General features: G+C 47.0%; 20 protein-coding genes. 4 read left to right on the top strand and 16 right to left on the bottom strand.

Features of this window, described 5'->3' with window-relative positions; genetic code table 11:
- Positions 1–34 precede the first annotated feature (34 nt).
- The gene (locus RQM65_RS10505) at positions 35–952 is read left to right on the top strand and encodes a hydroxypyruvate isomerase family protein (protein ID WP_314014810.1); all 918 of its coding nucleotides are present in this window, start codon (positions 35–37) and stop codon (positions 950–952) included.
- A gap of 648 nt (positions 953–1,600) precedes the next feature.
- On the opposite strand, the gene RQM65_RS10500 is transcribed toward RQM65_RS10505, so the two are convergent.
- From RQM65_RS10500 to RQM65_RS10490, 3 genes are all read right to left on the bottom strand, one after another.
- Positions 1,601–1,954: a hypothetical protein gene (locus tag RQM65_RS10500; RefSeq protein ID WP_314014808.1), complete on the bottom strand. Its 354-nt coding sequence runs from the start codon at positions 1,952–1,954 to the stop codon at positions 1,601–1,603.
- Between the two features lie 186 nt (positions 1,955–2,140).
- Positions 2,141–2,980: a DUF4412 domain-containing protein gene (locus RQM65_RS10495; protein WP_314014806.1), complete on the bottom strand. Its 840-nt coding sequence runs from the start codon at positions 2,978–2,980 to the stop codon at positions 2,141–2,143.
- A 561-nt stretch (positions 2,981–3,541) separates the two neighbouring features.
- Entirely contained in the window at positions 3,542–3,685 is a 144-nt protein-coding gene (locus tag RQM65_RS10490; RefSeq protein ID WP_314014805.1) for a hypothetical protein, read from the bottom strand.
- A 273-nt stretch (positions 3,686–3,958) separates the two neighbouring features.
- Here RQM65_RS10490 and RQM65_RS10485 point away from each other — a divergent pair, with 273 nt between their 5' ends.
- Positions 3,959–4,168, top strand: a complete 210-nt coding sequence (locus tag RQM65_RS10485) for a hypothetical protein (protein WP_314014803.1) — start codon at positions 3,959–3,961, stop codon at positions 4,166–4,168.
- 118 nt (positions 4,169–4,286) lie between these two features.
- On the opposite strand, the gene RQM65_RS10480 is transcribed toward RQM65_RS10485, so the two are convergent.
- The 11 genes from RQM65_RS10480 to hemA form a co-directional block, all read right to left on the bottom strand.
- Positions 4,287–8,408 carry a hybrid sensor histidine kinase/response regulator transcription factor gene (locus RQM65_RS10480; protein ID WP_314014801.1) on the bottom strand — a complete coding sequence of 1,374 codons (4,122 nt, stop codon included), beginning with the start codon at positions 8,406–8,408 and terminating at the stop codon, positions 4,287–4,289.
- 495 nt (positions 8,409–8,903) lie between these two features.
- The gene (locus RQM65_RS10475) at positions 8,904–9,116 is read right to left on the bottom strand and encodes a hypothetical protein (protein WP_314014799.1); all 213 of its coding nucleotides are present in this window, start codon (positions 9,114–9,116) and stop codon (positions 8,904–8,906) included.
- A gap of 164 nt (positions 9,117–9,280) precedes the next feature.
- A complete protein-coding gene (gene hflX / locus RQM65_RS10470) occupies positions 9,281–10,492 on the bottom strand; it encodes a GTPase HflX (protein WP_314014798.1) in 1,212 nt (403 codons plus the stop codon).
- A gap of 393 nt (positions 10,493–10,885) precedes the next feature.
- On the bottom strand, positions 10,886–12,082 hold the full coding sequence (locus RQM65_RS10465) for a CNNM domain-containing protein (RefSeq protein ID WP_314014796.1): 1,197 nt from the start codon (positions 12,080–12,082) through the stop codon (positions 10,886–10,888).
- Between the two features lie 158 nt (positions 12,083–12,240).
- Positions 12,241–13,620: a serine hydrolase domain-containing protein gene (locus RQM65_RS10460; RefSeq protein WP_314014794.1), complete on the bottom strand. Its 1,380-nt coding sequence runs from the start codon at positions 13,618–13,620 to the stop codon at positions 12,241–12,243.
- 18 nt (positions 13,621–13,638) lie between these two features.
- Entirely contained in the window at positions 13,639–14,625 is a 987-nt protein-coding gene (gene hemB / locus RQM65_RS10455) for a porphobilinogen synthase (protein WP_314014793.1), read from the bottom strand.
- 24 nt (positions 14,626–14,649) lie between these two features.
- Positions 14,650–15,186: a hypothetical protein gene (locus tag RQM65_RS10450; RefSeq protein ID WP_314014791.1), complete on the bottom strand. Its 537-nt coding sequence runs from the start codon at positions 15,184–15,186 to the stop codon at positions 14,650–14,652.
- A gap of 200 nt (positions 15,187–15,386) precedes the next feature.
- On the bottom strand, positions 15,387–16,289 hold the full coding sequence (hemF, locus tag RQM65_RS10445; protein WP_314014789.1) for an oxygen-dependent coproporphyrinogen oxidase: 903 nt from the start codon (positions 16,287–16,289) through the stop codon (positions 15,387–15,389).
- A gap of 275 nt (positions 16,290–16,564) precedes the next feature.
- The gene (gene hemE / locus RQM65_RS10440; RefSeq protein ID WP_314014788.1) at positions 16,565–17,599 is read right to left on the bottom strand and encodes a uroporphyrinogen decarboxylase; all 1,035 of its coding nucleotides are present in this window, start codon (positions 17,597–17,599) and stop codon (positions 16,565–16,567) included.
- Between the two features lie 155 nt (positions 17,600–17,754).
- Complete coding sequence (gene hemC, locus RQM65_RS10435; protein ID WP_314014786.1) at positions 17,755–19,341, bottom strand: hydroxymethylbilane synthase; 1,587 nt, start codon at positions 19,339–19,341, stop codon at positions 17,755–17,757.
- Positions 19,338–20,594, bottom strand: coding sequence for a glutamyl-tRNA reductase (gene hemA / locus RQM65_RS10430; RefSeq protein ID WP_314014784.1), 1,257 nt, complete (start codon positions 20,592–20,594; stop codon positions 19,338–19,340). The genes hemC and hemA overlap by 4 nt, the downstream gene beginning before the upstream one ends.
- 211 nt (positions 20,595–20,805) lie before the next feature.
- Here hemA and RQM65_RS10425 point away from each other — a divergent pair, with 211 nt between their 5' ends.
- Positions 20,806–21,696, top strand: a complete 891-nt coding sequence (locus RQM65_RS10425) for a helix-turn-helix transcriptional regulator (RefSeq protein ID WP_314014782.1) — start codon at positions 20,806–20,808, stop codon at positions 21,694–21,696.
- 61 nt (positions 21,697–21,757) lie between these two features.
- On the opposite strand, the gene RQM65_RS10420 is transcribed toward RQM65_RS10425, so the two are convergent.
- Together RQM65_RS10420 and RQM65_RS10415 are read right to left on the bottom strand one after the other, a co-directional pair.
- On the bottom strand, positions 21,758–22,600 hold the full coding sequence (locus tag RQM65_RS10420) for an N-acetylmuramoyl-L-alanine amidase-like domain-containing protein (protein ID WP_314014781.1): 843 nt from the start codon (positions 22,598–22,600) through the stop codon (positions 21,758–21,760).
- A 251-nt stretch (positions 22,601–22,851) separates the two neighbouring features.
- Positions 22,852–23,091: an RES family NAD+ phosphorylase gene (locus tag RQM65_RS10415; RefSeq protein WP_314014779.1), complete on the bottom strand. Its 240-nt coding sequence runs from the start codon at positions 23,089–23,091 to the stop codon at positions 22,852–22,854.
- Positions 23,092–23,779: 688 nt separating this feature from the next.
- Here RQM65_RS10415 and hemH point away from each other — a divergent pair.
- Entirely contained in the window at positions 23,780–24,811 is a 1,032-nt protein-coding gene (gene hemH / locus RQM65_RS10410) for a ferrochelatase (RefSeq protein WP_314014778.1), read from the top strand.
- Positions 24,812–24,819 lie beyond the last annotated feature (8 nt).

Genomic DNA, 24,819 nt, shown 5'->3' with positions numbered 1-24,819 from the left:
AAGAATAATTATACCAAATTAAACTCAAATAAACATGAAGCGAAGAAACTTTCTACAAAAAACAGCTCTGACCGGAGGGGCACTATCCATGGGCGGGGCACTCACCTATGCCGCTATCCCGAATACCTCCGCCGAACCCCATAAATTTAACCTTAACTATGCCCCCCATTTGGGAATGTTCGAAGAACTTGCGGGCAAAGACCCGATCGATCAAATCAATTTTATGGCCGATCAAGGTTTTACCGCCTTTGAAGACAACGGCATGATGAAGCGCGACACCGCCCTCCAGACCAAAATGGGCGAGACCCTGGCCAAGCGCGGTATGACCATGGGTGTTTTCGTAGTCGATAAAGGAGGTAATATGGCGAACACCTTGGCTGCAGGCAAGCAAGAATACATCGATATATTTTTGGACGGATGTAACAGGGCCGTCGAGACCGCCAAAAGGTGCAACGCAAAATGGATGACAGTAGTACCGGGCGGCTACGAAAGAAACCTGCCTATCGGAGTACAGGACGCCCATGTTATTGAAGCCCTAAGACGCGGTGCCGAAATTTTTGAGCCGCATGGCCTGGTCATGGTACTTGAGCCGCTGTCCGACTCTCCCGACCTATATTTGCAGAACTCCGATCAGACCTACATGATTTGCAAGGCGGTCAATAGCCCTTCCTGTAAAATATTATACGATATATACCACCTACAGAAAACGGAGGGACATATAATCCGCAACATGGATCTCACTTGGGACGAAATCGCCTACATCCAAATCGGGGACAACCCTGGAAGAAAAGAACCTACCACCGGTGAACTTAATTACAAGAACATTTTTAAGTGGATTTCCGAAAAGGGATATGACGGGGTGCTTGGCATGGAACACGGAAATTCCAAAGAGGGCAAGGCCGGCGAACAAGCCGTAATCGATGCGTACAAGCAAGTTGACGACTTTCTTTGATTGTTGGATATTACCAAGAGTTTAATGGTACAAGCTTAATTTGGAATAAGGGGAATAATCCTTTTGATAGCTTTCCAACGTATATCAAGTAGCGAAGTCCTATCCCTTTTGTCCATGGACAAGTACATTCTTGTATTGTTTATCTACATCGTGGCCTACGTCAGCGCCGTGGTGGCTCGTCCGTATATAGAAAAATAGGTATCTTGGACAATGTAAGTCTTACCGAAATAGTAGCGTAAAACAGGTGACTAAGCTCAGACCGGCAATGGCAAAAAGAAGGACGTAAACGATAATCGCTTTGGTCGTCCGATTTTTGGAATTCTGGGGATATATTGAGTTCATCAGTGGAAGTTATGTTTTCGAAGTTACTACCTATTACCGAGCTGTAAATCGGATTTGTATAGTTAGTCGCAAAACCTGTATGGTTGACAGAGGTATTCCAAATTATTCCGCAAAGGCCTTAGGGCTACTGGCAATCATTCCCTCGAACATTTTTTATCCTCGAAATTGCCTAGGGGCTATTGTACCCGCATCCGAGTTGAAGCAAATAGCCAAACCAAAATTCAACGTCTGGCGCAACATGATCTTTAATTCCAGATTCGGTCTTTTACCAACTGTCCGTGTTATTCGGAATTATCGATCTAAACCTTAATCGCAGCCTTCGCGGTCGATGTCCGCCTTGGCCTCGTCGATACTTTGTTTTATTTCTGATCTACTGGCCGTGGGTACACACTTATAAACGGATTCCAAGGCATCCAAATAGGCTTTTGCGGCATTTTTATAATCGTTGCAATTGCTCTCGGTCGGATCTTGGCTGTACGCTGTAGCCGCGTTGGAATATCTTTCCAACTCACCACTATATTCTTGGGCCCAATTTCCGTCGAAACAGTTGCCCGCCGGGTTCAAGGGGTCGTCTTCACTGCATCCTGCGGTCATTGCAATCATTGCGGCGCCACAGCCGATCAAAAAAAAATTTCCCTTCATTGTCTTCAAAATTTTCATATTTAAGATTATTAATAGTTAACTAATGTATTTACCCGTTGTTTACTTCGAAATTCACGATATTCGTTATTCACACTTATGTAGCGTTGACATCTTGGTTGCCGGATTGAATATCCCAAAAAAAACTTTGATCCCCACCTATTCTGCTTTCATGAAAGAAATGGCTTCAATGTTTGAAGTCCCAATCTAAAAGCTACTAAAATTATATTCGCCGAGGTCAATGGTCATCGGGTCTTTCTCCAAGGCGACACAGGTCATTTTTGCACTTTGCTTTTTCTTCTTTTTATTGACAAAATCCATTTCCATCATCAGGCTGTTCTCGCCGATTTTATCCAACCATTTGGGATCAAATCCTTTAGGTAGCTGTTTGGCATTGCTACCCGAGTACATATCACTGAAACTGACAGGGGTATCGAAAGCTATGTACATGGTCATTTTTGTATCTTCGTTCTCCATCTGAAAGCCTTGGCAGGTATAGCCCAGGATTTCCTTGGTGCCGATTTCCTTCAATTCATATTCATCCATATCGGATTCTTGGGCGACGGCTTCTGACAAATCCGGATTCGACATGACCATACCGGTTTTCTGTCCCCCATTGTCCATCAGAATCGTGGTAGTCTCAAGCCCTGGATCGATTACCATCAACATATTGCCCATAGAGCCTGTGCCTTGGTTCAGCTCTGGTCTACTACCGAAAGCCCCGCCATCTTCAGATAAAAAATAGTTCAAATCGATGTCTCCCTTTTCGTGCGACATGCGCAACGTGTAGCGCCAATCGAACTCGTACGAACCTGGCAGTACATCGGGGTCGACCTGGGAGCCGCCCATAGTTCCCATCTCCATGGTCAAAACCTCGTCCAAGGCCTGGTCGGTTTTTTTTGCTGCTTCTTCATCCGCCCTGTTCAATACGGTGCGTTCTGCCGCTTTTTCGGCACGTTTGCCCAGTTTTTTGAGAAACTGACCCTGCACCGTGGTCCCGATTAGCAGCAATACGATGAATGTGAATGTTTTTGTTCTGATTTTCATTTCCTGATTTTAAAGGTTTAGCTTAATATTTACCTAAGATAGCCCTAATCCGATGAAAGCGACCTTGATAATTTGACTATTTGTTCAAGGAATACATCTGGTCAGGTATTTATCATAGTTGATCGTAAGGTTTTATGCCAATCGAAATGGTGTGTTAAAAGGTGCCCACAGATTTTAATCGTTCGATAGGAGATGGCTTTAGATGGTCTCGTAAAACGATTTGGTGATTCGCACCGTAGCTCAAGGATTTATAAGGACTTTGTCGATGCGATGTATCATTGCTTAATATTCTAAAGTTCGAAATATTAATAATTGTAACAGACCACTCAACCAAAAATGTATAGATGACGTGTTTTCCTGTATAGATCGCACGAGAAAGGACATTAATTAGGTACTAGTCGAAATACCAATCTCGAATGCGGTCAACTCCTGCTCCGATTATGTTGTTAGCGTTTCGCAGTACCTTAGAAAATAGTTCTGCGCAGTGCCACACTTCTCCAACTTGTATTAACGATTTCCCTCCTCGAACAGCAGGTTGACCTTAAAATATGGATTTATTGCCTACGCATTGATATCCCGGTTTTGGGCAACCAAGGTATCCGAACAAAGCATATTGCACAGATATACTTTTAGGTCATAATACTGGTTGTTCGAGTTCATCAAATAGTCACGGTCCAGGGGCGTACTTCGGAATCTTCGTCTCAAGCTTCCGAATCGGTAGTACAGGCGCTGCCGGTCAACAGAAATGGCGAGGTGGCCAAGACAAGCAGGAATTTTGACTTCATGATCGTTTTAAGATTTTTCATTTCCTACCTATAGGTGTTCCGTTCATCAAAAAGTAAACATAAGGCCTTCTGTCAGAATTCACATTCTCAGGTCTGTTCGACAGGTAGAAACAATTTTTAATCGGAACTTTGAGAGTTTTGGCAAACAGCTTAAGCTCCAAGCTGTATAATCGGTCTTGCTAAAATGTATATTATGTCATCTACTACCCATCGCGGATTTTATGCGAATTCTAGAGAAGTCAAAGCGGCCACTACCATCCAGGCCGCCAGTATCAAGATTGCGAAAAGCACCCATGTTGCGGGGTCGATTTTTTTTAAGGTGGTCATGTTCTCGGGTTTTGGGTTCGGAGTTTGGATTTTAGGATTATCCGCCTACTTATTTGATTGGGAAGCCGGACTTTAGAAGGTTTCAGGTACAATTTACATAGCAATCGCAATAGCGGATACCACATATGTACCAATATATGCAACAGATGTAACGTGAACTTGAAAATCTACCCTACCGCCAGCTATGGAGCACTTTATAGATAATCCGCCGGGGTTTTTTTGTAGGTTTCCTTAAAACATTTGATAAAATACGACGGAGTATTGAAGCCGACCGTGTAGGCTACCTCGCTAACCGAGGAATCGCTGGTCTTGAGAATGTGCAACGCCTGTTTCAAACGTTGCGAGCGAATAAACTCAGTTGTACTTAAACCCGTATAAACCTGCAATTTTCGATGTAGCTGCATACGGCTCATCCCCATTTTATGGCTGAATGATTTGGCGCTAAAACCTGAGTCGTTCAGATTTTCGTCAAGCACCTTTTGAAGCCGGTTCAATAATTTCTCATCAGTGGGGGTTATGGCGAGGTCCTTGCTCTTCAAGACCACTTCTTGGCTATAGCGATCGCGCAAAGCCTTTCTGGCCCTTATCAAGTTTTCGACCCGGGTTTGCAAAACGTTTATTTTAAACGGTTTTACGACAAAATCATCGGCACCTGACCGCAACCCCTGTATCTCCTGTTCTTCATCGGTACCGGCGGTCAACAAAATAATCGGGATGTGGCTGGTACGCCCGTCGGATTTTAAGGTGCGACAGAGTTCGATGCCGTCGGCTTCGGGCATACGTACATCGGAAATAATCAGGTCGGGTACGGTTTCCAAGGCCTTTTCGATACCCTCAGCTCCGTTCGCAGCTTCCAAAATGCCATATCGTTCCGCCCATACGGATTTTAGGAAGCTTCGAACCTCGCTATGGTCCTCGACGATAAGAATCAGGGGCAGTTCGTTAGAATCGGCATTTACGGAAATTGCGTGTGGGAATACCTCATCAACATTGGACTCAATATAGTGGGCTTCCGTCGATGCTGCTTCTGGGTACCTATTCGTGTCGTTGAATGGCTTATTCGAACTCTTTGAGGCACCGTTGGGAGCGGCAAATTCCCGCTCCGGCCATTCCTGAACCATTTCGTCCGTGGAAGCTTTTGGATTATTTGTTTGGGGCATCGAAATTTCGAGAGGCAGTTCAACATGAAAAAAAATGGTGTCATCGGCTTCCATCCGAACACCGATTTCGCCTCGATAGAGCTGTACCAGCTCCTTGACCAAAGACAGGCCTACCCCGGCACCTTCGGCATGTTCGTCTTTTTGGTAAAAACGGGCGAACAGCTTCTCGACATCGATTTGAGATGGTTCCTCTACAGTATTTCGTATTCTTATTTGCAGTTTCCCACTCTTCTTCAAGGCCTCGAACCGGCACGTTCCCCCGTTACGGCCATATTTAAAAGCATTTGATAGCAGGTTCGTCACGATTTTCTCGAGGGCATCCCCATCGTAATACGCTCTTCCAAAAGGATCGATTTGGATGTCGTAATCCATATTTTTTTGCGAGGCCCGGTATTCGAAAGAGCTGGCAAGCATCCCCAAAAAGAGACCGAGGTCGCCTTCCATCATTTTCAGTTTCAGTTTGCCCCTTTCGAGCTTTGCCAAGTGCAAGAGCTGGTCTACCAGGGCAATCAAGCGGTCGGTGTTGCGTTTGATCATCGAAAAATTCGAGACCTCGGTGTCAGTAAGTCCATCCTCGCCCAATTTGGCATCGATGGGCCCCGAAATCAAGGTTAGCGGCGTTCTGAACTCGTGGGATATATCGGTATACAGTTTTGATTTCATATCGTGCAATTGCTGCAATCGCCGTGTCTCATCCTCCTTTAGCCGCAAATCGAGCTGCATTCGCCAACGCCACTTGAGGTACATATATACCATCAGTATGGTAGCCAACAACAACAGGACGTATACGAATTTGGCAGCGGCGGTGGCGTACCAGGGCGGTGCAATGGAAAACGAGTAGGTTGCGGAATTTTCGCTCCACACCCCATCGTAGTTGCTACTTCTGACCTGAAATCGGTAATCGTCCGGCGGTAGTTGCGTATAGCGAGCGAGATTGACGTTGCCCGCTTCCACCCAATCCTCATCGTAATTGTCCAGTTTGTACCGATACCGGTTCTTCTCGGGAAGGGAATACTGCATGCTCGAAAAGGTAAATGAGACCGTGTTTTGGTCATGATCGAGTTCGGGGCGACGGGATAGGGAACGGGGGGCGTCGAGTACGCTGAATCCAGTGATAGTAGTCTTGGGCGGCATGGTGTTTTCCTTAATTTCATCGGGCCTGAACCAATAAAACCCGTCCAACCCACCGAAATAAAGGGTGCCGTCCGGATCTTTATAAGAAGCCCCGGTGTTGAATTCCGTGGCGAGACCCGCATAATTCGTGTAGTTGGTGATTTGGGGATCTCCCGCAAAAGTTGCGCCGGGAGCGAATTTGGTAATACCCTTGTTGGAGCTTAGCCAAAGGTTTCCCGTGGCGTCCGGTAAAATGGAATAGATAACGTTATTGGCCAGGCCTTGGTCGACGGTGTAGGTGCGGAATCTTTTATTTTTAATATCGAAGGCGTCGAGTCCGCCGCCATTGGTGCCGATCCAAAGAATTCCGTTAGGCCCATGATAAAGAGACTTGATCCTGTCGCTGGATAGAGAATCGCCATCCTTCCGGTTATAGGTTTTAAAAGTCCTTTTCCCGACATCGAAATGGGCAACTCCATCGGTTTCGGTGCCTATCCACAAGTTTCCTTTTGCATCTGAGGTAATTACGCGTATGTTGTTGCTCGGAAGGCTATTCCCTTGATCGGGATGGTGTACGAAACGATCGATTTTTCCTTTTTCCTTATCGAATAGAATCAATCCCTGCTCCCGTGTACCCAGCCAAATTCGGTCGGCGTCATCCTTATAAATGCACCAGATGGTCTGGGCCCGCAACGGAACATCCGTATCGATTGAATAATGCAGGAACTTCCCATCGGCAAGCAGAAGGTCGAGCCCGCCGCCTTGGGTACCGATCCACAAATCATTGTCTGCATCTGCCCAAAGGCTCATGACCCGGTCGGAGGATATCGTATTCCGGTTTCCGGACGCCGCGTTATAAGTGAGCCAACTATTGGTGGCCGGCTCGTATCGGGTAAGGCCCTTACCCGAGGTACCAATCCAAACGATTCCATGTTTATCGACTGTAATGGACCGTACCACGTCGATATTGATGTTCTCGGGGGTTTCGTAATTGGTGAGGGAGTTCAACTTTTCAAGGTATTCATCATAATAGCTTGCTCCCGCCCCATCAGTACCGAACCACAGGGTACCGGTGTAATCTTCATAAATACAGAGGATGTCGTTATAATGTAAGGCTTTCGGGTTATGTTTCTCGGCACCGAAGTGTGCGATGCTGTTTTTTTCGAAATCGATCATGTACAGTCCTCGACCATAGGTAGCGACCCACAATCGCTTCTTTGAATCGATATGCAAGTCCAAAATGTTGAGGTCCTGGGTAAGTGGATCCGTAAACGGCAGTTCGGAGATACGATAAAAACTATCGTCGTTCTTTATCCTAAAATAAAGCCCATCGCCGAAAGTCCCGATCCATTGCCGCCCCGCCGCATCATAAACGATGTCGCTAAAATTTATTTCCGCCGTATCGTGGCGGGTCTTCGGAACTATCCGTAGCGCCTCTTCCGATTCGGGCGAATATACGACAAGGTGCCCGTCGGTGGCCAATGTCACAACGGCATCACTGTTTTGGGCGATATTGTAGATTGTCCCCCCAACCTCGGAAAACGGCAGCACCTTCTCCGGTCGGGCCGCATCGGGCCGCAATACGTAAAGTCCTTTGGAATAAGTACCGATCCACAGGTTATCGTCTTGTCCTTGGTAGATTACGCTGGCATTGTCAATATGGGGCAGGATCTCGAACTTGTCTCCCAGGGGATCGAACTTGCGGGGAATTTTGTCCATGGGGATTATCCACAGCCCGCCCTGCCTATCGTTATAGACCTTTCCGAGATGGCTATAATCGCGTTTCGTGATGTCCACGAACCGGTACGGATAGACTTTGAACTTTTTCCCGTCGTATCGGTTCAGACCGTCTTGGGTTGCGATCCAGAGATAACCGGTGCTGTCTTGGGTTATGGATATGGCGCTATTCTGTGAAAGCCCTTCCTTGACCGATAACTGTCTGAAATTGACCTGCGATTGGGAGAAAACGGATTGCGCCCCGCCCAAGGCTATCATTAAAAGAACGAGAACGACTCCTTTTGTTGTCTCTGTTGTCGGGTGCATGGTTTTATGGATAGGATGAATTCCAACTCCCTCCGCTAACCAAGTCGTATATGTAAAAACTATGATACCGCCAATCCGTACGGTCCGTACGATGTATCAGAATTGATATTTACCACAAAGGATGCTGATTCAGGTAGTTCCCCCGAAACCTATAATCGAGCACATCACCGGATGCCAAAAAATTGGATAGGTGTTCCAATAATGGTCCCATCAAGCGGCATAAAACCACGCTTAATTGTACAGCGCGATGCCTAGAACCGTACCTTATGGAATGGCAGTCTCATAGTAATCAAAACTTTTTTGCTCTTTCTGGGCGACTGTCACAGAAATTCAAAAATCAAAAATTCCATCTTCAAGGCTAGCGCTCAGCTTGATAATGTTAATTGAGTGTTCTAAAATTACATAATTTATTCACAATGAACACCATACATGGATGAGAAATTTTGTGCTATCATTAACATTTATCGGAAGGCACTCATAGAAACTATTTTGGCACTATCGAATACTATCCTGTAGATTTTTCCCTAGTACAGCATTTTCGGTCATGTTTTCCCCGATCACAACTTCTTTCTCCAACAAGGAATTTTCCGCCGCGTCTTCCCTAACAATTAGCCCCTGATCGAATTTCGCAGTATTCTTCGCTTGGCTTAAGACGGCAAGGACCAACACCATAACCCACAAAGTAAACATCAAAACACACTTTTTCATGATTTACGCTTTTTGGTCAGTTGGAGTATATTCCCTTGCTGCGGCTACCACTAGAATGTTCGCTAACCTGTAACTAAATTAACAGGTCATCGGGCTTAGAAAAAACGACCTTGTATAGATGGTGTTGTTTACTGTATAAATGGTGAAACCCACCAACCTATAAACTAATATTGGTCTAGATGCTCCGGATACAAAAAGTCATTATACGGAAAGCGGGTGACATGTATATCGCGTACTTCGTCGTACACTCTTTTTTTAAACTCATCCAGGTTCTCTTTATTCAATGCCGAAATAAATAATGCCCTATCGCCTACCCTTTGCATCCAGGTGCGTTTCCACTCTTCGATGGTAAAATGCCTTTCGGTCTTTTCGGTAACGAGGTCATCCTCGGCTATCGTTTCATGCTTGTAAAGATCGATTTTATTGAACACCATGATGGTACTCTTATCCGCGCTGTCTATTTCGCATAGAATTTTGTTTACGGAATCGATGTGCTCCTCGAACTGCGGATGCGAAATATCGACGACATGAAGCAACAAGTCCGCCTCCCGTACCTCATCTAAAGTACTTTTAAAACTTTCGACCAACTGGGTGGGCAGCTTGCGGATAAAGCCGACGGTATCAGTCAAAAGAAAAGGCAGGTTTCCGATAACTACTTTACGCACGGTGGTATCCAATGTAGCAAAAAGCTTGTTTTCGGCAAAGACATCGCTCTTGCTGATGACGTTCATCAAGGTAGACTTCCCTACGTTCGTATAACCGACCAAGGCCACCCGCACCAAACTGCCGCGGTTGCCGCGTTGGGTCTCCATCTGTTTATCTATCTTGGCCAGTTTCTTTTTCAGCAACGAAATCCTATCGCGTACGATACGTCTATCGGTCTCGATCTCGGTTTCCCCCGGACCGCGCATTCCGATACCTCCGCGCTGCCGTTCCAAGTGCGTCCAAAGTCCCGTCAACCTCGGCAAAAGATATTCATATTGTGCCAGTTCGACCTGGGTACGGGCATAGCTGGTCTTGGCACGTTGGGCGAAAATATCGAGGATCAGAGTTGTACGATCTAAAATTTTGCACTTCAACTGCTTCTCGATATTGCGTTGCTGGGCGGGACTCAGCTCGTCGTCAAAAATAACCGAACCGATGTCGTTTTCCTTAACGAACTTCTCAACTTCCTTCATTTTACCGCTCCCGATAAAGGTCTTGGGATCGGGCGGATCCATGCGTTGAACGAAACGTTTTTCGACTTCACCTCCAGCCGTGTAGGTCAGGAACTCGAGTTCATCGAGATATTCGGTCACTTTTTCCTCGTTCTGTTCGCGGTTCATAATTCCGATTAAAACCGCCTTTTCGTGTTCTATGGTCTGTTTCTCAAGCATATCGTGTCACAAATTGCAACTTTATATAGTAACGACCAAGCTATTTTAGCACTTTTAGTAATCCAATCGAAATTGGCTTGTGCGTTAAATTCAAAAATTTTTGGATAGGTCTGGAAACTTGGGGTTGCAATCCTCAAACATGGGGCACCATCGCTACAATACGTCCAAACCAACCTTCCGGTCGGTCAGTCTTTTATTCTACTACCATCGAGAACGGGCTGAATAGTGGTAAACACCGAATTTATCGATGAAGGGATATCTCAGAACAGCGAACGAACGTAGGGGCGTAAAAACAGACCGAGCGATCGGTAAGCAGATGAAATTATAAGATATTGAAAGTTGTCTGCACAGTTTAAAACCTTAAAGCGACCGGGTTCAGGACAGGGTTACGGATTAATCGTGCTTCGTGGATTTTGTGTCTTTTGTATCGGCATCATCATCCTCATTTGATCCGTCGGTCGGGGCAATGGGTCCGGGACCGGAGTTGTATTCCAATACGCCGGATCGCTGGGCTCGGGTCTTCCAATTTTTTCGGGCTAGTTCCTGAAGGTCGGCCACGCTATCACTTTCGTCCATGATTTCCAGTCCGAGTAGGGTCTCGATAACATCTTCCATGGTGACCAGACCGCTTACCGAGCCGTACTCGTCCACAACAAGGGCGACATGTTCCCGTTTTTTCACCAGGGTATCGAATAGTTTGGGGATAGGGGTATTTCGTTCGGTCACCAAAATTTCCCGTTTAATTTCAGAAAGAGGTATATTACCGTTATCCTTGACCATCTCCTCAAGGATATTATCCTTTAGGACGAAGCCGTCGATATGGTCGAGCTTATCGCCATGGACAGGGATACGGGAAAACCGCATTTTCGGATTGGCCTTAAAAAATTCACCGATAGTCGTTTTTTCGGAGGCGATTTTCATCACCGCCCTCGGTGTCATGACATCTTTTACCAACACCTCATCGAAGCGCAGCAGGTTCTTGATTATCGTGGATTCCGATTTTTCGAATACGCCCTCTTCCTGGGCGACCTCGGTCATGGCCGTAAAATCTTCCCGGCTAAAGACACTGCCCTCATGGGCCTTGCCACCGACCAACTTGGTGAAAAGCTGCAAAAACCATAACAATCCCGTGTATTTAAGCGCCAGCACCATGATATTCAAGGTTTTTGCGGTAAAATTAGACAGGTTGCGCCAATAGGTCGCCCCAATAGTCTTGGGAATGATTTCGGATGCGACCAAAATCAAAATCGTCATAATGGTCGAAACAATCCCGACCATCAGGTCTTCGGTAAATGTTACCCCGAAAGCAGTCCGTTGCGTACTACCGTACAGTTCCGCATAAGCGACTTTGGCCTGAACGCCCACCAATATAGCACCTACAGTATGTGCTATAGTGTTTAAGGTAAGAATGGCGATCAAAGGCTTATCCACATCTCGTTTTAGCTCCTCCAAGATTAAAGCGTAGGCCTTGCCCTCTTTTTTCTTTACGTTTATGAAGGTTGGATTGATGCTTAGCAACACCGCCTCCAGCACAGAACACAAGAACGAAAAAAAGATGGAGATAAGCGCGTAGAAAATGAGTAGGCCCATGGACGGATTTTGTGCTAAAATAATGAAAAGTAGGCAGGCTTGGAATTCAAAACGTCAAATTATCAGGCCTAGTTGTTCTTTAGAACGCTATAGTTGAAGGATGCTGTGAATCTATCTTTTTGAAAAGACGGGGATTCCCATGCTTATCGACCAACTAACTATTGTCGGCCCGGACTTATCGTTTCGGAACCGTAAGCGGGGGCTTGGGTTATTTTCCTCTCGAGGGCTTGATAGAACACCTGCTGCACCGCCGATCGGATATGGAGTTCGTAAAGATTTCGATGGTCGCGGGACGGATAGACCCGATTGGACAGAAAAATATAAACCATTTGATTTTTAGGGTCGGCCCAAACGAAGGTCCCTGTAAAGCCGCTATGGCCAAAGCTTTTAGGACTTACCTCCGGCGCGGGGTAGGCGTCTTCGAGAGCCAGGGTGTCGTTCCCCAACAAAGGTTTGTCAAAGCCCAAACCCCGACGGTTGTCGTTTTCGGGATACTGTACTTTGATAAATTCCCTGACCGTATCGCCCGACAAATAGCGCTTGCCATTATAGATGCCGTACTGTAGGTACATTTGCATCATTTTGGCTAGATCGCGCGCCGTAGAGAAAAGTCCCGCATTGCCGGATACTCCGCCCAATAGGGAAGCATTTTCATCATGTACCCAACCCTGGGTCAGGGTATGCCGAAAAATACTGTCCTCCTCGGTAGGCACAATTTTATTGGAAAAGCCTTTGGTACTGGGCCGAAACCCTAGGGTCGGCGCACCTATGGGCAGATAGAAATTCTTTTGCAGATAGTATTCGTAGGAATCTCCAGTCATCTGTTCGATAAGCTCGGGAAAGACGAGAAAGGTGAGTCCGGAATAGCGGTACTTCTTTTCTTGGGCCACCTTCGAGCGGTCGATCATGCGGTACATCTTTCGGTCAAATCGGTCTTTAACGTACAGTCCGTCATACGCCCGATATTGGAAACGGTTATTCGGTTCGGCCCTAACGAACCTACGTTTTGGCTTACCGTTCTTTTTGAGCACCTCGTTCAAAAAAATGATATAAGGTTCAAGTCCCGCTTGATGCGCCAGGATTTCCCGAAGCGTGATGTTCTTCTTGTCCTTTCGATTTTGCCAGCGTTTCCAATAGGTGCTGAACGGGGCATCAAGATCCAGCTTACCCTCACCGACCAATTTCATGATTGCGGGCAGCGGGCCCGCAATCTTGGTGACGGACGCCAGGTCGAAAATATCGTCCGCAGCCGTGCGTTGGATGCTATCATAGGTGTGGTAGCCGTAGGCTTCCTCAAAAATAATTTTTCCTTTTACCGCGACGAGAACCACTGCTCCCGGAAAGGCTTCTTCTTTTATTCCTTTCGTTATTATTGAATCGACTTTGGTGTGCAGCGAGGAGGGGTCCAGACCCATGTCGGCTGGGTGAACCGAAATCAAGGCGTCTTCGGGGATTTGAATGGTGTCGACCGAGGAATCTTCCTGTCCCCGCAAGGTGACCAAGAATAAACTGAGTAGTATATAAATTGCTGTTTTCATGGATTCAAAACGTTTCGGCTACATCAATCGCACGGCATCTTTCGCGAAATAGCTCGCAATAAAATTGGCGCCCGCCCTTTTTATGGCCGTCAACTGCTCCATCATTACGGCATCGTGATCAAGCCATCCTTTTTCGGATGCGGCCTTAAGCATGGCGTATTCCCCGCTGACCTGATAGACCGCGACGGGGACTTCGACCGCATCACGAATCTCACGGACGATATCCAAATAGCAGAGGCCTGGTTTTATCATCACGATATCGGCACCTTCCTCGACATCCATTCGGGTTTCCTTTAGGGCTTCCATCCGGTTCGCGGGATCCATTTGGTACGTGTTTTTATTCTCCGGCACATCCTTTTGATCTACAGGAGCGGAATCGAGGGCATCGCGGAACGGGCCATAAAAGGCACTGGCGTATTTGGCACTATAGGCCATAATTCCTGTATCGGTTAGGCCTTCATCTTCGAGGGCCTCCCGGATGGTACGGATGCGACCGTCCATCATATCACTTGGGGCGACAAAATCAGCTCCGGCATTGGCATGACTGAGGCTCATTTCAGCCAATATTTCGGAGGATTCATCGTTTAGAATCCGTCCGTCTTCCACGATTCCGTCATGCCCGAAAGAAGAATAAGGGTCTAGGGCGACGTCGGTCATAACCAGCATTTGGGGACAGGCATTTTTGACCGTCTTGATGGCCAATTGCATGAGGCCTTTATCGTTCACCGCCTCGGAACCCTTGTTATCCTTTAGGTCGTCGGACACCTTTACGAAGAGAAGCACGGCGCGGAGGCCTAGTTCCCACAGTTCTTTGACCTCTTTTTCAAGATAATCTAAACTCAACCGATAATAATCGGGCATGGAGGGAATTTCTTCCTTTGTGCTTTTACCCTCGACCACAAAAAGCGGCACGAGAAAATCGCTCGGGGTCAGTAGGGTCTCGCGCACCAGATGGCGGATGGCAGGATTGGTTCTCAGTCTTCGATTTCTTCGTAAAGGATACATAGTAATAACAATTAATTCAAAATTCTATTTAGAATCATGAGAAATGGATTGATCGGTATTCTCCGTTTCTTCCCGACACTCGATTATCCGCTGTAAGGCACGACCATGCCCATAACTGGCCCAGACCCCAACATCCTTTTTGATTTTTTCGGGATTCTCCTCGGCGTCGATATAGTTTCTAATCGACGCTACGGCCGGGGCATCGAAGGCATCGATTTTCATGAGGGAGCCGTTCCCGGGAATGGTGTAGGCCCCGTCGTAATCGTAACAGACCACCAGTACCGTATCACCCGTACCGATTCCGGATTCGTAAAAGCAATCCGTTGTAAAAAACCTTTGGTTTTTATAGGTACTGTCTCCCAAATCTTTGATTTTGAAGACTTCTTCAATGGCTATGGTCCCTTTTTGCGGGATATACAAAGGACCGGCTTCGTTGGTGGGAGCTTCCAAATTCTTAACTACGCCCGTAAATACCAGTGACAGCTCGTCTCCGCAATTGCCGACAAATGGTCCGGCTTCCGGCCACCAGTAGGTGTAGCCAACATCTAAAGTGTCGAGCATAAATTCGATATTAAGGTCACTTTTTCGCTTTTTGCCAAATTTGCAGGAGGTAATCGCGACCAAAAGCAGAAGCATCAGGATCGGGGCCCATAGACTATGCAATGGGCATTTCGGACCCCGCCTATTTGAACCTGATCTATTTTGTGCCTGCGCCCTAGCATTAATGCCAAGGTGTGAAACAGACCCATATTTTCGGTTCTTCAAACCCATTCCCTAGGGTTTTTGAGTACATCTAACAATCTTTCTTCCTCGCTGCCTGCCTGCTCTCGATGATCATACCGCCATTGCACGAAGGGTGGCAGGCTCATCAGAATACTTTCAATACGTCCATTGGTCTTCAGGCCGAACAAAGTGCCCTTATCGTGTACTAGATTGAACTCCACGTAACGGCCACGGCGTATTTCCTGCCATTCGCGCTGATCGGCCGTATAGTCGATGTCCTTCCGCTTTAAAACAATCGGTATATAGCTGTCGAGGAAGCTGTCGCCCACCGCGGTCACGAAATTATACCAATCGTTCATTCCCATTTCCTCGGTTGCTTTACAGTAATCAAAGAAGAGTCCGCCGACCCCCCGCGCCTCGTTCCGATGTCCGTTCCAAAAATATTCGTCGCATCGTTTTTTGTACAAGGTATAAAATTCCGGGTCATGTTTATCACAGGCCGCCTTACAGACCGCATGAAAATGTTCCGCATCTTCCTCGAACAGGTAATAGGGAGTCAGATCCTGACCCCCACCGAACCATTGATCTGCAATACTCCCGCTTTTATCGTACATCTCGAAATACCGCCAATTGGCGTGTACGGTCGGCACCATGGGACTTCTAGGATGTAATACCAAACTCAATCCACAGGCGAAGAAGTCGGCATCCTCCACCCCGAAATAGGCCTGCATGCTCTTGGGAAGCTCACCGTGAACCGATGAGATGTTCACCCCGCCCTTTTCAAAAACATTTCCGTTCTCGATAACCCTCGTACGACCCCCGCCTCCTTCCGGACGCTCCCACAAATCTTCGCGAAATCTGGCCGTGCCATCAACTTCTTCGAGCTTTGCGGTAATCGTGTCTTGCAGGACTTTTATGTAGGAGTGGAATTTATCCCTCATATTTTTAGTATTTAGTACAAAGTATTAAGTATCATGTATATCCGTTTAAAAAACATAGCCTGACCTAGGACGGTAAGTCCAATGTTAAGGGGACTGATATAAAGTAAAGTACTATCCATTTATAGAAAAGTCCACCGTCTTAAATTCCATTGTATTCTGTCTTATTTGACGATTGGGTAATTTTAGGTAGATAAGAATTTAGTTATAAAACCGCTTCCACGTTATAAAACCCGATGTCTCGTTAACCACCCATCAAGTTTACTCAGTACTTAATACTAATTGCTTTGTACTTTATACTCCTTTACCGCATCGACAAATGCCTTCGCATTCTCGACGGGGATATTCGGCAGAATACCATGTCCCAAATTCACCACGTATTTATCCTTTCCAAATTCGTCGATCATTTGGGTCACCATTCTTTTAATGTCCGCGGGCGGGGAAAGTAGGCGCGAAGGATCGAAGTTACCTTGTAATGTAATGTTTCCGCCTGATAGATAGCGTGCGTTTTTGGGCGAGCAGGTCCAATCTACACCGAGAGCGGCGGCTCCGGATTTCGCCATGTCGCCCAAGGCGAACCAGCATCCTTTGCCGAACACGATGACGGGCGCTTCGTCTTTGAGGGCTTCGATAATTTGTTGGATGTACTGCCAGGAAAACTCTTGATAATCGCTAGGGGAAAGCATACCGCCCCAGGAATCGAAGACCTGTACCGCATTTACGCCCGCCTTGACTTTCGCCTTTAGATAGGCAATGGTCGTATCCGTAATTTTTTGAAGCATTTCATGAGCCGCAGCGGGTTCTGTAAAGCAGAGTTCCTTGGCCTTGTCAAAGTTCTTGCTGCCCTGACCTTGTACGCAATAACAAAGTATCGTCCAAGGTGATCCCGCAAAACCGATCAGCGGCACTTCGTCGTTCAGCTTTTCCTTGGTAGCCTTGATGGCCTGCATCACATAATCGAGCGCATCGTCGACATCGGGCACGATGACCCGGTCTATGTCTTTCTGGGTACGCACGGGATTCGGCAGATACGGTCCGAAATTGGGCTTCATCTGCACCTCGATATCCATCGCTTGTGGAATGACCAAAATATCGCAAAATAGAATGGCCGCGTCCATCCCGAACCTGCGGATGGGCTGTACTGTTATTTCGGAAGCCAGTTCGGGGGTACGGCAACGGGTAAAGAAATCGTATTTTTCTTTGATTTCCATGAACTCCGGCAAGTAACGGCCGGCTTGGCGCATCATCCACACGGGCGGGCGCTCTACGGTCTCGCCTGTAAGGGCACGGAGGAACAAGTCGTTTTTTATCATAGTTTCATTTTGTTCTAAAGTGCGAGGAGCACGTTAGCGAAGGCAAAACGTGTGACGCGGCAATCCGATTAAACTAATTTAGTGTCAATCAAGTGTTGGCGACGCGGCAATCCGTTCAAAGTACCAAAGTGTAAATCTTGTGTTGGCTCTGGCAATTACTCGTGTAATTTAACATACTGCTCGTTCACCAGTTCGATGACGCTCTCTACAATCGGCGTTTTCGCCACCCGCACATCGGCAAAATGCTTTCGTGCTTCCGCTGCCGTGGTCTCACCAATACAGTATGCGATTTTATCAGGTGCATTTTTTATCAGATAACTCTCGACCGTAGAGGGACTATAGAACATGACCCCCTCGATGTCGTCGTCTACTTTTTCGGAAACGTGTTTTGTTTCATAAGCCTCGATTTCGTTGACCTTGATATTGTTTTCCGCCAAAATCGTCGGGATCGTGTCGAGCCGTAGGCTGCTGCAAAAATAGGTGACCTCAAGGCCTTCCATATATTCCACCAGATAAGCTGCCAGTTTTTCGGCATATTTCTCCTGATGTTTTACGGGGCCGATACGGCGTTCGATCAGGCGCTTGGTCTTTCTGCCGACGCAATAGATGTTTTCGAACCTCAAGTCGGCGGCGTCTACATTCTGTAACAGTGCCTCTACCGCGTTTTGACTTGTTACAATTACATTGTGCTTTGGCTTTTTAAGCTCATAGGCCGAAATGCGATTGGGACTCACCTTTATGAAGTCTTTGGATTTTACACGGACGGACTTGTCAAACAGCGCTAGCTGCTTTTGACTCAGATCTTTGGTGGAGAAAATATTCGTCTTCAAGATAGCGCCCTGAATTTCGTTCATCAAGAGTTTGCCCCCACGGCTCAAAATGCTGTTGGCGCAATCACGCCCCAAGAATTCGTGACGGCCTAAAGGCGCACTGAACTCCGATTGCAGTTTTTTCTTCCCGTCGACCGTTAATAGCACTCCCTTTAGAGTGACCTCGTTTTCGTCGATAGTGGCCAAAGCCCCGATAGGTGCCGTACAGCCCCCCTCGAGAATACGTAAAAACTCCCGTTCCAGTCGGGTGCAGATATCGGTGGGTTCGTGGTTGAGCTGGGCACAGGCTTCCCGAACGACGGCGTCGTCTTCTAGGGCCACCACCATAATCGCACCCTGGGCGGGGGCCGGCATCATCCAGGTTAGACCGACAGTGTTCTCCGGCTCCAGACCGGTACGCTCCAGCCCCGCCGCGGCGAAAATAGCGGCGTTCCAATCATTTTTCTTCAATTTTTCGTAACGTGTTTGAACGTTCCCCCGCAGATCGACCACGGTATGGGTGGGGTAACGGTTCAGCCATTGGGCCTTTCGCCGTAGGCTTCCGGTAGCGATAACGGCCTCCCTTTCGGCCAAAAACTCCTCATTTTTCTTAAAGGCAAGGATGTCAAGAAAATTGCCGCGCTCGAGTACGGCCGCCTGAACGATGCCTACCGGAAGTTTCGTCGGCACGTCTTTCATGCTATGCACGGCCACATCGATTTCACCGCGCAACATCGCAACATCCAGCGTTTTCGTAAAAATACCGGTAATCCCCATTTCGTGAAGCGGTTTGTCGAGTACGAGATCCCCAGTGGACTTAACGGGAACAATCTCGGCCCGATGGCCCAGAGCCTCTAACTTATCCTTAACGGTGGTCGCCTGCCACAGCGCCAGTTCGCTATCGCGGGTACCGATGCGTATGATTTTGTTCATGGGGTGTCTACTTCGAGTTGAAAGACGCTCTGAATAAGTTGAAGGCTGGTATCGGAATCAACATCATCGCCTTTCAAGTGGTTGGCGAACTGTTTGGTGATTTTCTGAATGATGCGGTTAGAAATGATATCGGCCTGTTGTTCATTGAAATCGGAGCGTTTTTTGGACTGGTAGTCCATTTCCTCCTCTTTCATGGTCTTTAGTTTCTTTTTCAGCGCCTTGATTACGGGTGCGAATTTTCGGGTTTCCAACCATTGATCGAAATCGTGTCGCACTTCGGCGATGATTTCTTCGGCATGTGGCACATACTGTTTTCGTCGTTCCAAAGCCTCATCGGTCATTTGAGAGAGATGGTCAAGGTGTATGAGGGTAACGTTCTCTAATTGGGACACCTCATCGGACACATTTTTGGGAATGGACAGATCCAAGATCAACAGCGGCTTCTTTGTGTGGATCAATTCCTTGGATACAGTTGGCGATTGGGCGCTTGTGGCCACGATTAGCACGTCGGTATTCCGGATTTCGGTCTGCAGGTCGCCATAGTCCCTTACCGTCAACTGGAATTTCCCGGCAATTCTTTCTGCTTTTTCCTTCGTACGGTTAACAAGGGTTATGTGATTGTTCTTGGTATGCTTGATCAGGTTTTCACAAGTGTTGCGACCGATCTTCCCGGTTCCGAAGAGCAAAATGTTCTTCTCCGAAGCATCGGGAACGTTTTCCAAAATATAGCGAACCGAGGCAAAAGCTACCGAAGTTGCCCCGGACGATATCTCGGTTTCGTTCTTTATACGTTTACTGGCCTGAATAACAGAGTTGCAAAGACGTTCTATAAACGGATTGGCAAGTTCAAATTTTTTGGAACGGTTGAAACTCTGTTTCAATTGACTGATAATCTCAAAATCGCCCAAAATCTGACTGTCCAGACCAGTTCCGACCCGAAAAAGGTGTCCGATGGCCTCATTGTTCTTATAAACGTAGGCCACATCCTGAAATTCCTCGATTGAACCGGTCGTATTATCGCAAAGCAGTTTGATTAGCTGAAAGGGATGTTGGGCAAACCCGTACAGCTCGGTACGATTACAGGTCGAAGTCGCCAAAAGTCCGTCGATGCCCTGTGCCTTTGCCTGCATCAGCAATTTCTCACTGGCGGCTTTTCCGAGACTGAAATTGCCCCGGGTCTCGGCATCGGCTTTCTGGTAATTGAGACCAATGCTATAGAACGAGTTATGTCGAGAAATATGGTAGTCTTTCATTAATTGGAATGGAAATAACGAACCTGGGCAAAAATAAAGGGTGTACTCCGTAAAAAGTAACGCTAGCGGTACAATTAGTATCGATACCCGATTTTTGGCTGAATTTGGATAGTGATTCGCTCTAAATCCTTATTTTTGTAGGAAATACAACGCTTTACAGCGGATTTATTTAGAACCTTTCTAAATAACCACAGGGAATATCGCAAAGGCTATGGAGGAAAAAAATATCGCTCAAGGTTCATTTCAGGAAGTCTTTATCGAAGACGGGTTTTTCGTTCTCAAGATACAGAACGACACCCCGGAAATACAACGGGTTACCCGAGAAATCGATAGCAGTTTTATCCAGTTCCATTTTTGTTTGAAGGGTGGCGCCAAATTTGTCTTCAGTCAGGGAACCTACGCTTTGGAGGTTTCCGAAGAGAATTCCCTTCTTTTGTACAATCCTCAGTTGGACCTTCCCATCAATCTCGAACTAACTCCCAATTCGTGGCTGGTTTCGGTAGTCATGACTATCCGGAATTTCCACTCCCTTTTCTCAAGGGAAGCGGAATACATCCCGTTCTTGAGTGCGGAAAACAAGGATAAAAAATATTATTCGCAAGAAAAGGTCAGCCCCGCTATTGCCGTGGTTCTCAGTCAGATAATGAACTACAACCTGCATCCCTCCATCAAGGAACTGTACATCAAGGGGAAGGCCTACGAACTCATCTCGCTCTACTTCAACAGGGGGGAGGATGCCGATGTGGAGCAATGCCCGTTTCTGGTCGATGAAGACAATGTCCGCCGCATCCGCAAGGCCAAAGAAATTGTGATAACCCGGATGGCAGAGCCTCCCACCCTGGCAGAGCTATCCGAGGAAATCGGATTGTCCCTTAAAAAATTGAAAGAGGGCTTCAAACAAATTTATGGGGATTCGGTGTTCAGTTTTCTTTTCGACTATAAGATGGAATACGCCCGAAAGATGCTCGAGACCGGCCAACATAACGTTAACGAGGTCGGTCTTAAAGTGGGTTATAGCACGGCGAGCCATTTTATAACCGCATTTAAAAAAAAGTACGGTACTACTCCGAAGAAATATCTGATGGCTATGGCAGGCTCATAGCCGTTTATGAAAAACAGGGTTCTCCGCTGCACCGTATCTTATCTGTTTCGGAAGATTGGAGCTAGAGTTTTGGCCGCGCCACCATGATTCCGGAATTTTTCTTGACCTTTTTGAGATAGTCCGTCAGTGTAAGCTCGCTTACCTCTACTTCCATGGAGCCGGTGGAGGCGTGTAGCAGGTGGATGCGCCCGTCGTCTTCCCGGGTGGCGAAACCGGTATGGGTAATGTCAAGGCCATCGATGGAGGTGGTCAGCGCAATAATGTCACCGGTTTGGATGAGATGCTCCTTATCAGCGATATCTTTTTGCGGGAGGATGTAAATGCCCCGGTCGTTCAAGGCTCTTTCGGATGCCTTTATCCTTTCAAAATTTCCTTCATCGCTTAAAAAAGGATACAGGTCGCGGTGGGTACTCATAAAGTCGATATCCTTGGTAATTTTCTCTCCTCCGATTTCGGCGGTGATATCTTTCAACAGGCCCTTTTCTTCGTTATTGGCAATCCACTCTGAAAAATAATGCAGCCGGGAAGCGTAACCGTCGAGTTCGCCATCCTTGTAGCGAATATTTTCCAAGGTTGCGATAAAGTCGTCGAAGTCCGATTCCCCCTTCTCGAGCATCCGACCAAAGGCCAGCACGTTTTCAACATAGGTGGTACAATCGAGACCTTGCAGGTTGACGACCAGGGTTTCGATGTCCCCGATTTCAAGCGTTTTTGCTACGTAGGGCGTGCCCTTGAAGGTCTTCCCGATCGCGACCAAAGTTTCTCCGAAATCTGCTTTAGCCAAAACGTCGATTTCCTTGAGCTTGTTCTCGACCGCTTGCCTGTCCACGGGGGAGCAGGTGATGGCTTGCGAAAAAGAAGTTTGGACTACAATCAGTGCTATGGCAAGAAATATGCTTTTCATTCTTTTTATTATCAAGTTAATGGTTAAAACCCTGCAATTTTATTGCAGCTCCTTTAGTTTCTATAAACAATTTAGTCGCCAAAGTTACTGAGTTACTCGGTTATTGGATTATGCCGGATTTCTTACAAAATAATCCAATAACTTAACAACCCAATAACCGTTCGCAATTTCAGTGCCTAATGAACACTACGGATTATCAATCCATACGTGGTTTGATTTTATCCGTGATAAGGAACTCGGCAGTCAACGGTTCAATTTAAATTGAAGGTTTCCGTACTCGCTATCGAAACCGCTGTTAGGAAATCAGGGCGCAAGGGATTGATAAGCAGGTTATGCTCCTCCGGATAGACGGACAGGTTCAATCTGGCCGACGGGATTCTAAGCGCCACACTTCTCATCGCCCTTGCCCAACTTGTACCGATTTTCTGGGTCGATTTTGGCCACGGACGGGAATTCCATTCCTTCTGCAACTCCTTGATCGACAGGTCCAATCCGATTCGATTTCCAAGGTATACTCTGGATTGTTTTGCCTTTTATGGGGCAAAAAATCTCCCAATAGCACTAGGTTCCCGGGCCCAAAAGGGTCCGTATTGTCCCCCACAAAGCGGGTGCTCTCCCCTGAGGGATAAGTACCAGCTCCAGTTCTTGATGGTGGTGCCACAATTTTATAAAGTGCGGAAGCCCAACGACATGGCTTACGGAAAAGTATTGGCTATGAACGCTATTGGTCCACCTTATAATATGGGAATTCACCATTTGCAATTCGTACCTGTTCGTATAAATCGGAAATGAAGGTAATGATAATTTGGGCAATACCCGTAATGCGCGAAACCGTTCGGTCGGAACACATGGGCACGCGGCTGGTCTTTGAGCAGAAAGGCCTCGCCCACTCATCCGAAATATGGTACAAAATCAATCCTGCAAAACAGTTAAAGACCCCCCTACTATCCCAGGCTATACTGGCCAATCATTTTCCGTATTTTACGATTTCCTTTTTTTGGACACAAAGTCGAGCGGACGGGCAAGGAAAGAATTCAGGGAATATGTCGCCAAGATGAGTTTCAAGGCCTATTTTTGCAAATGAAAAATTTCTAGCTATGAAATGAGCCATAATAAATCTTGATACCAACCGAGATGAGTACTGGCGCATTACATCTGACCCTTGAAAAAAAAATACAGATGAAAGGAGTTCTATTGGTCAATCTAGGTTCCCCCGAAAGTCCCACTGCAAAGGACCTCAAACCGTATCTCGACGAGTTTTTAATGGACGAACGGGTCATCGATGCACCCCTATGGCTCCGCAATATCATCGTACGCGGGATTATCCTGCAGACCCGACCCAAAAAATCGGCAGAGGCCTACGCCAAGATTTGGTGGGACGAAGGCTCGCCACTAATCATTATATCCGAACGTTTTACCGACAAACTTCGGAAGCAGACCGACATGCCCGTGGCCCTCGGGATGCGCTACGGTACGATGAGCATCAAAAAGTCGTTACAGGAACTAAGGGACAAGGGCGTCGAGGACGTATTATTGGTGCCGTTATATCCACATTACGCCATGTCTAGCTATGAAACCGTAGTGGTCAAGGCGATGGAGGTTCAAAAAGAATTTTTTCCGCAGACGCGATTGACCACACTTCCGGCCTTTTACCGCAATCCAGAGTACATCAAAGTATTATCGAAAAGTATAGCCGATGGCCTGAAGAATTTCGATTATGACCACATCCTGTTCTCATACCACGGCATTCCCGAAAGGCACATCCGAAAATCGGACCCCACCAGCTACCACTGCAAAATCGACGGCAGTTGTTGCACTATCAACTCCGTGGCCCACCATAGCTGCTACCGGCATCAAGTCTATAAAACGACCGAACTTGTGAAAGCGACGCTCGGACTCAAAGACGAACAGGTGAGCTTGTCGTTCCAGTCCCGTTTGGCCGGCGACCCTTGGCTTAAACCCTATACGGATTACGAGTTCGAACGTTTGGCGAAGGAAGGTGTCAAGCGCTTGGCCGTTATCACCCCTGCCTTTGTGGCCGACTGCCTGGAAACCTTGGAGGAAATCGCCATGGAAGGCAAAGACCAGTTTATCGAAGCGGGCGGCGAAAACTACACCCACATCCCTTGTTTGAATGACTCCGATGCATGGGTGCAGGTAATGGCGAACTGGGTAAAGGATTGGGAAACTACGGGGCGGCTTCCCTCGTGAGATGTTAG

The organism is Pricia mediterranea (assembly GCF_032248455.1).
GTDB classification, from domain to species: Bacteria; Bacteroidota; Bacteroidia; order Flavobacteriales; family Flavobacteriaceae; genus Pricia; species Pricia mediterranea.
The sequence above is the reverse complement of the archived record's forward strand: the minus strand, read 5'-3'. Positions and strand labels throughout refer to the sequence as shown.

What these genes read in the sequence shown, in the direction of transcription:
- hemF (WP_314014789.1), bottom strand. Translation starts at nt 16,289, where the DNA reads ATGAGGGATAAATTCCACTCCTACATAAAAGTCCTGCAAGACACGATT.
- RQM65_RS10505 (WP_314014810.1), top strand. Translation starts at nt 35, where the DNA reads ATGAAGCGAAGAAACTTTCTACAAAAAACAGCTCTGACCGGAGGGGCA.
- hflX (WP_314014798.1), bottom strand. Translation starts at nt 10,492, where the DNA reads ATGCTTGAGAAACAGACCATAGAACACGAAAAGGCGGTTTTAATCGGA.
- RQM65_RS10450 (WP_314014791.1), bottom strand. Translation starts at nt 15,186, where the DNA reads ATGCTCGACACTTTAGATGTTGGCTACACCTACTGGTGGCCGGAAGCC.
- RQM65_RS10485 (WP_314014803.1), top strand. Translation starts at nt 3,959, where the DNA reads ATGTCATCTACTACCCATCGCGGATTTTATGCGAATTCTAGAGAAGTC.
- hemC (WP_314014786.1), bottom strand. Translation starts at nt 19,341, where the DNA reads ATGAACAAAATCATACGCATCGGTACCCGCGATAGCGAACTGGCGCTG.
- RQM65_RS10495 (WP_314014806.1), bottom strand. Translation starts at nt 2,980, where the DNA reads ATGAAAATCAGAACAAAAACATTCACATTCATCGTATTGCTGCTAATC.
- RQM65_RS10465 (WP_314014796.1), bottom strand. Translation starts at nt 12,082, where the DNA reads ATGGGCCTACTCATTTTCTACGCGCTTATCTCCATCTTTTTTTCGTTC.
- hemE (WP_314014788.1), bottom strand. Translation starts at nt 17,599, where the DNA reads ATGATAAAAAACGACTTGTTCCTCCGTGCCCTTACAGGCGAGACCGTA.
- RQM65_RS10480 (WP_314014801.1), bottom strand. Translation starts at nt 8,408, where the DNA reads ATGCACCCGACAACAGAGACAACAAAAGGAGTCGTTCTCGTTCTTTTA.
- RQM65_RS10500 (WP_314014808.1), bottom strand. Translation starts at nt 1,954, where the DNA reads ATGAAAATTTTGAAGACAATGAAGGGAAATTTTTTTTTGATCGGCTGT.
- RQM65_RS10460 (WP_314014794.1), bottom strand. Translation starts at nt 13,620, where the DNA reads ATGAAAACAGCAATTTATATACTACTCAGTTTATTCTTGGTCACCTTG.
- hemH (WP_314014778.1), top strand. Translation starts at nt 23,780, where the DNA reads ATGAAAGGAGTTCTATTGGTCAATCTAGGTTCCCCCGAAAGTCCCACT.
- hemB (WP_314014793.1), bottom strand. Translation starts at nt 14,625, where the DNA reads ATGTATCCTTTACGAAGAAATCGAAGACTGAGAACCAATCCTGCCATC.
- RQM65_RS10475 (WP_314014799.1), bottom strand. Translation starts at nt 9,116, where the DNA reads ATGAAAAAGTGTGTTTTGATGTTTACTTTGTGGGTTATGGTGTTGGTC.
- RQM65_RS10425 (WP_314014782.1), top strand. Translation starts at nt 20,806, where the DNA reads ATGGAGGAAAAAAATATCGCTCAAGGTTCATTTCAGGAAGTCTTTATC.
- hemA (WP_314014784.1), bottom strand. Translation starts at nt 20,594, where the DNA reads ATGAAAGACTACCATATTTCTCGACATAACTCGTTCTATAGCATTGGT.
- RQM65_RS10420 (WP_314014781.1), bottom strand. Translation starts at nt 22,600, where the DNA reads ATGAAAAGCATATTTCTTGCCATAGCACTGATTGTAGTCCAAACTTCT.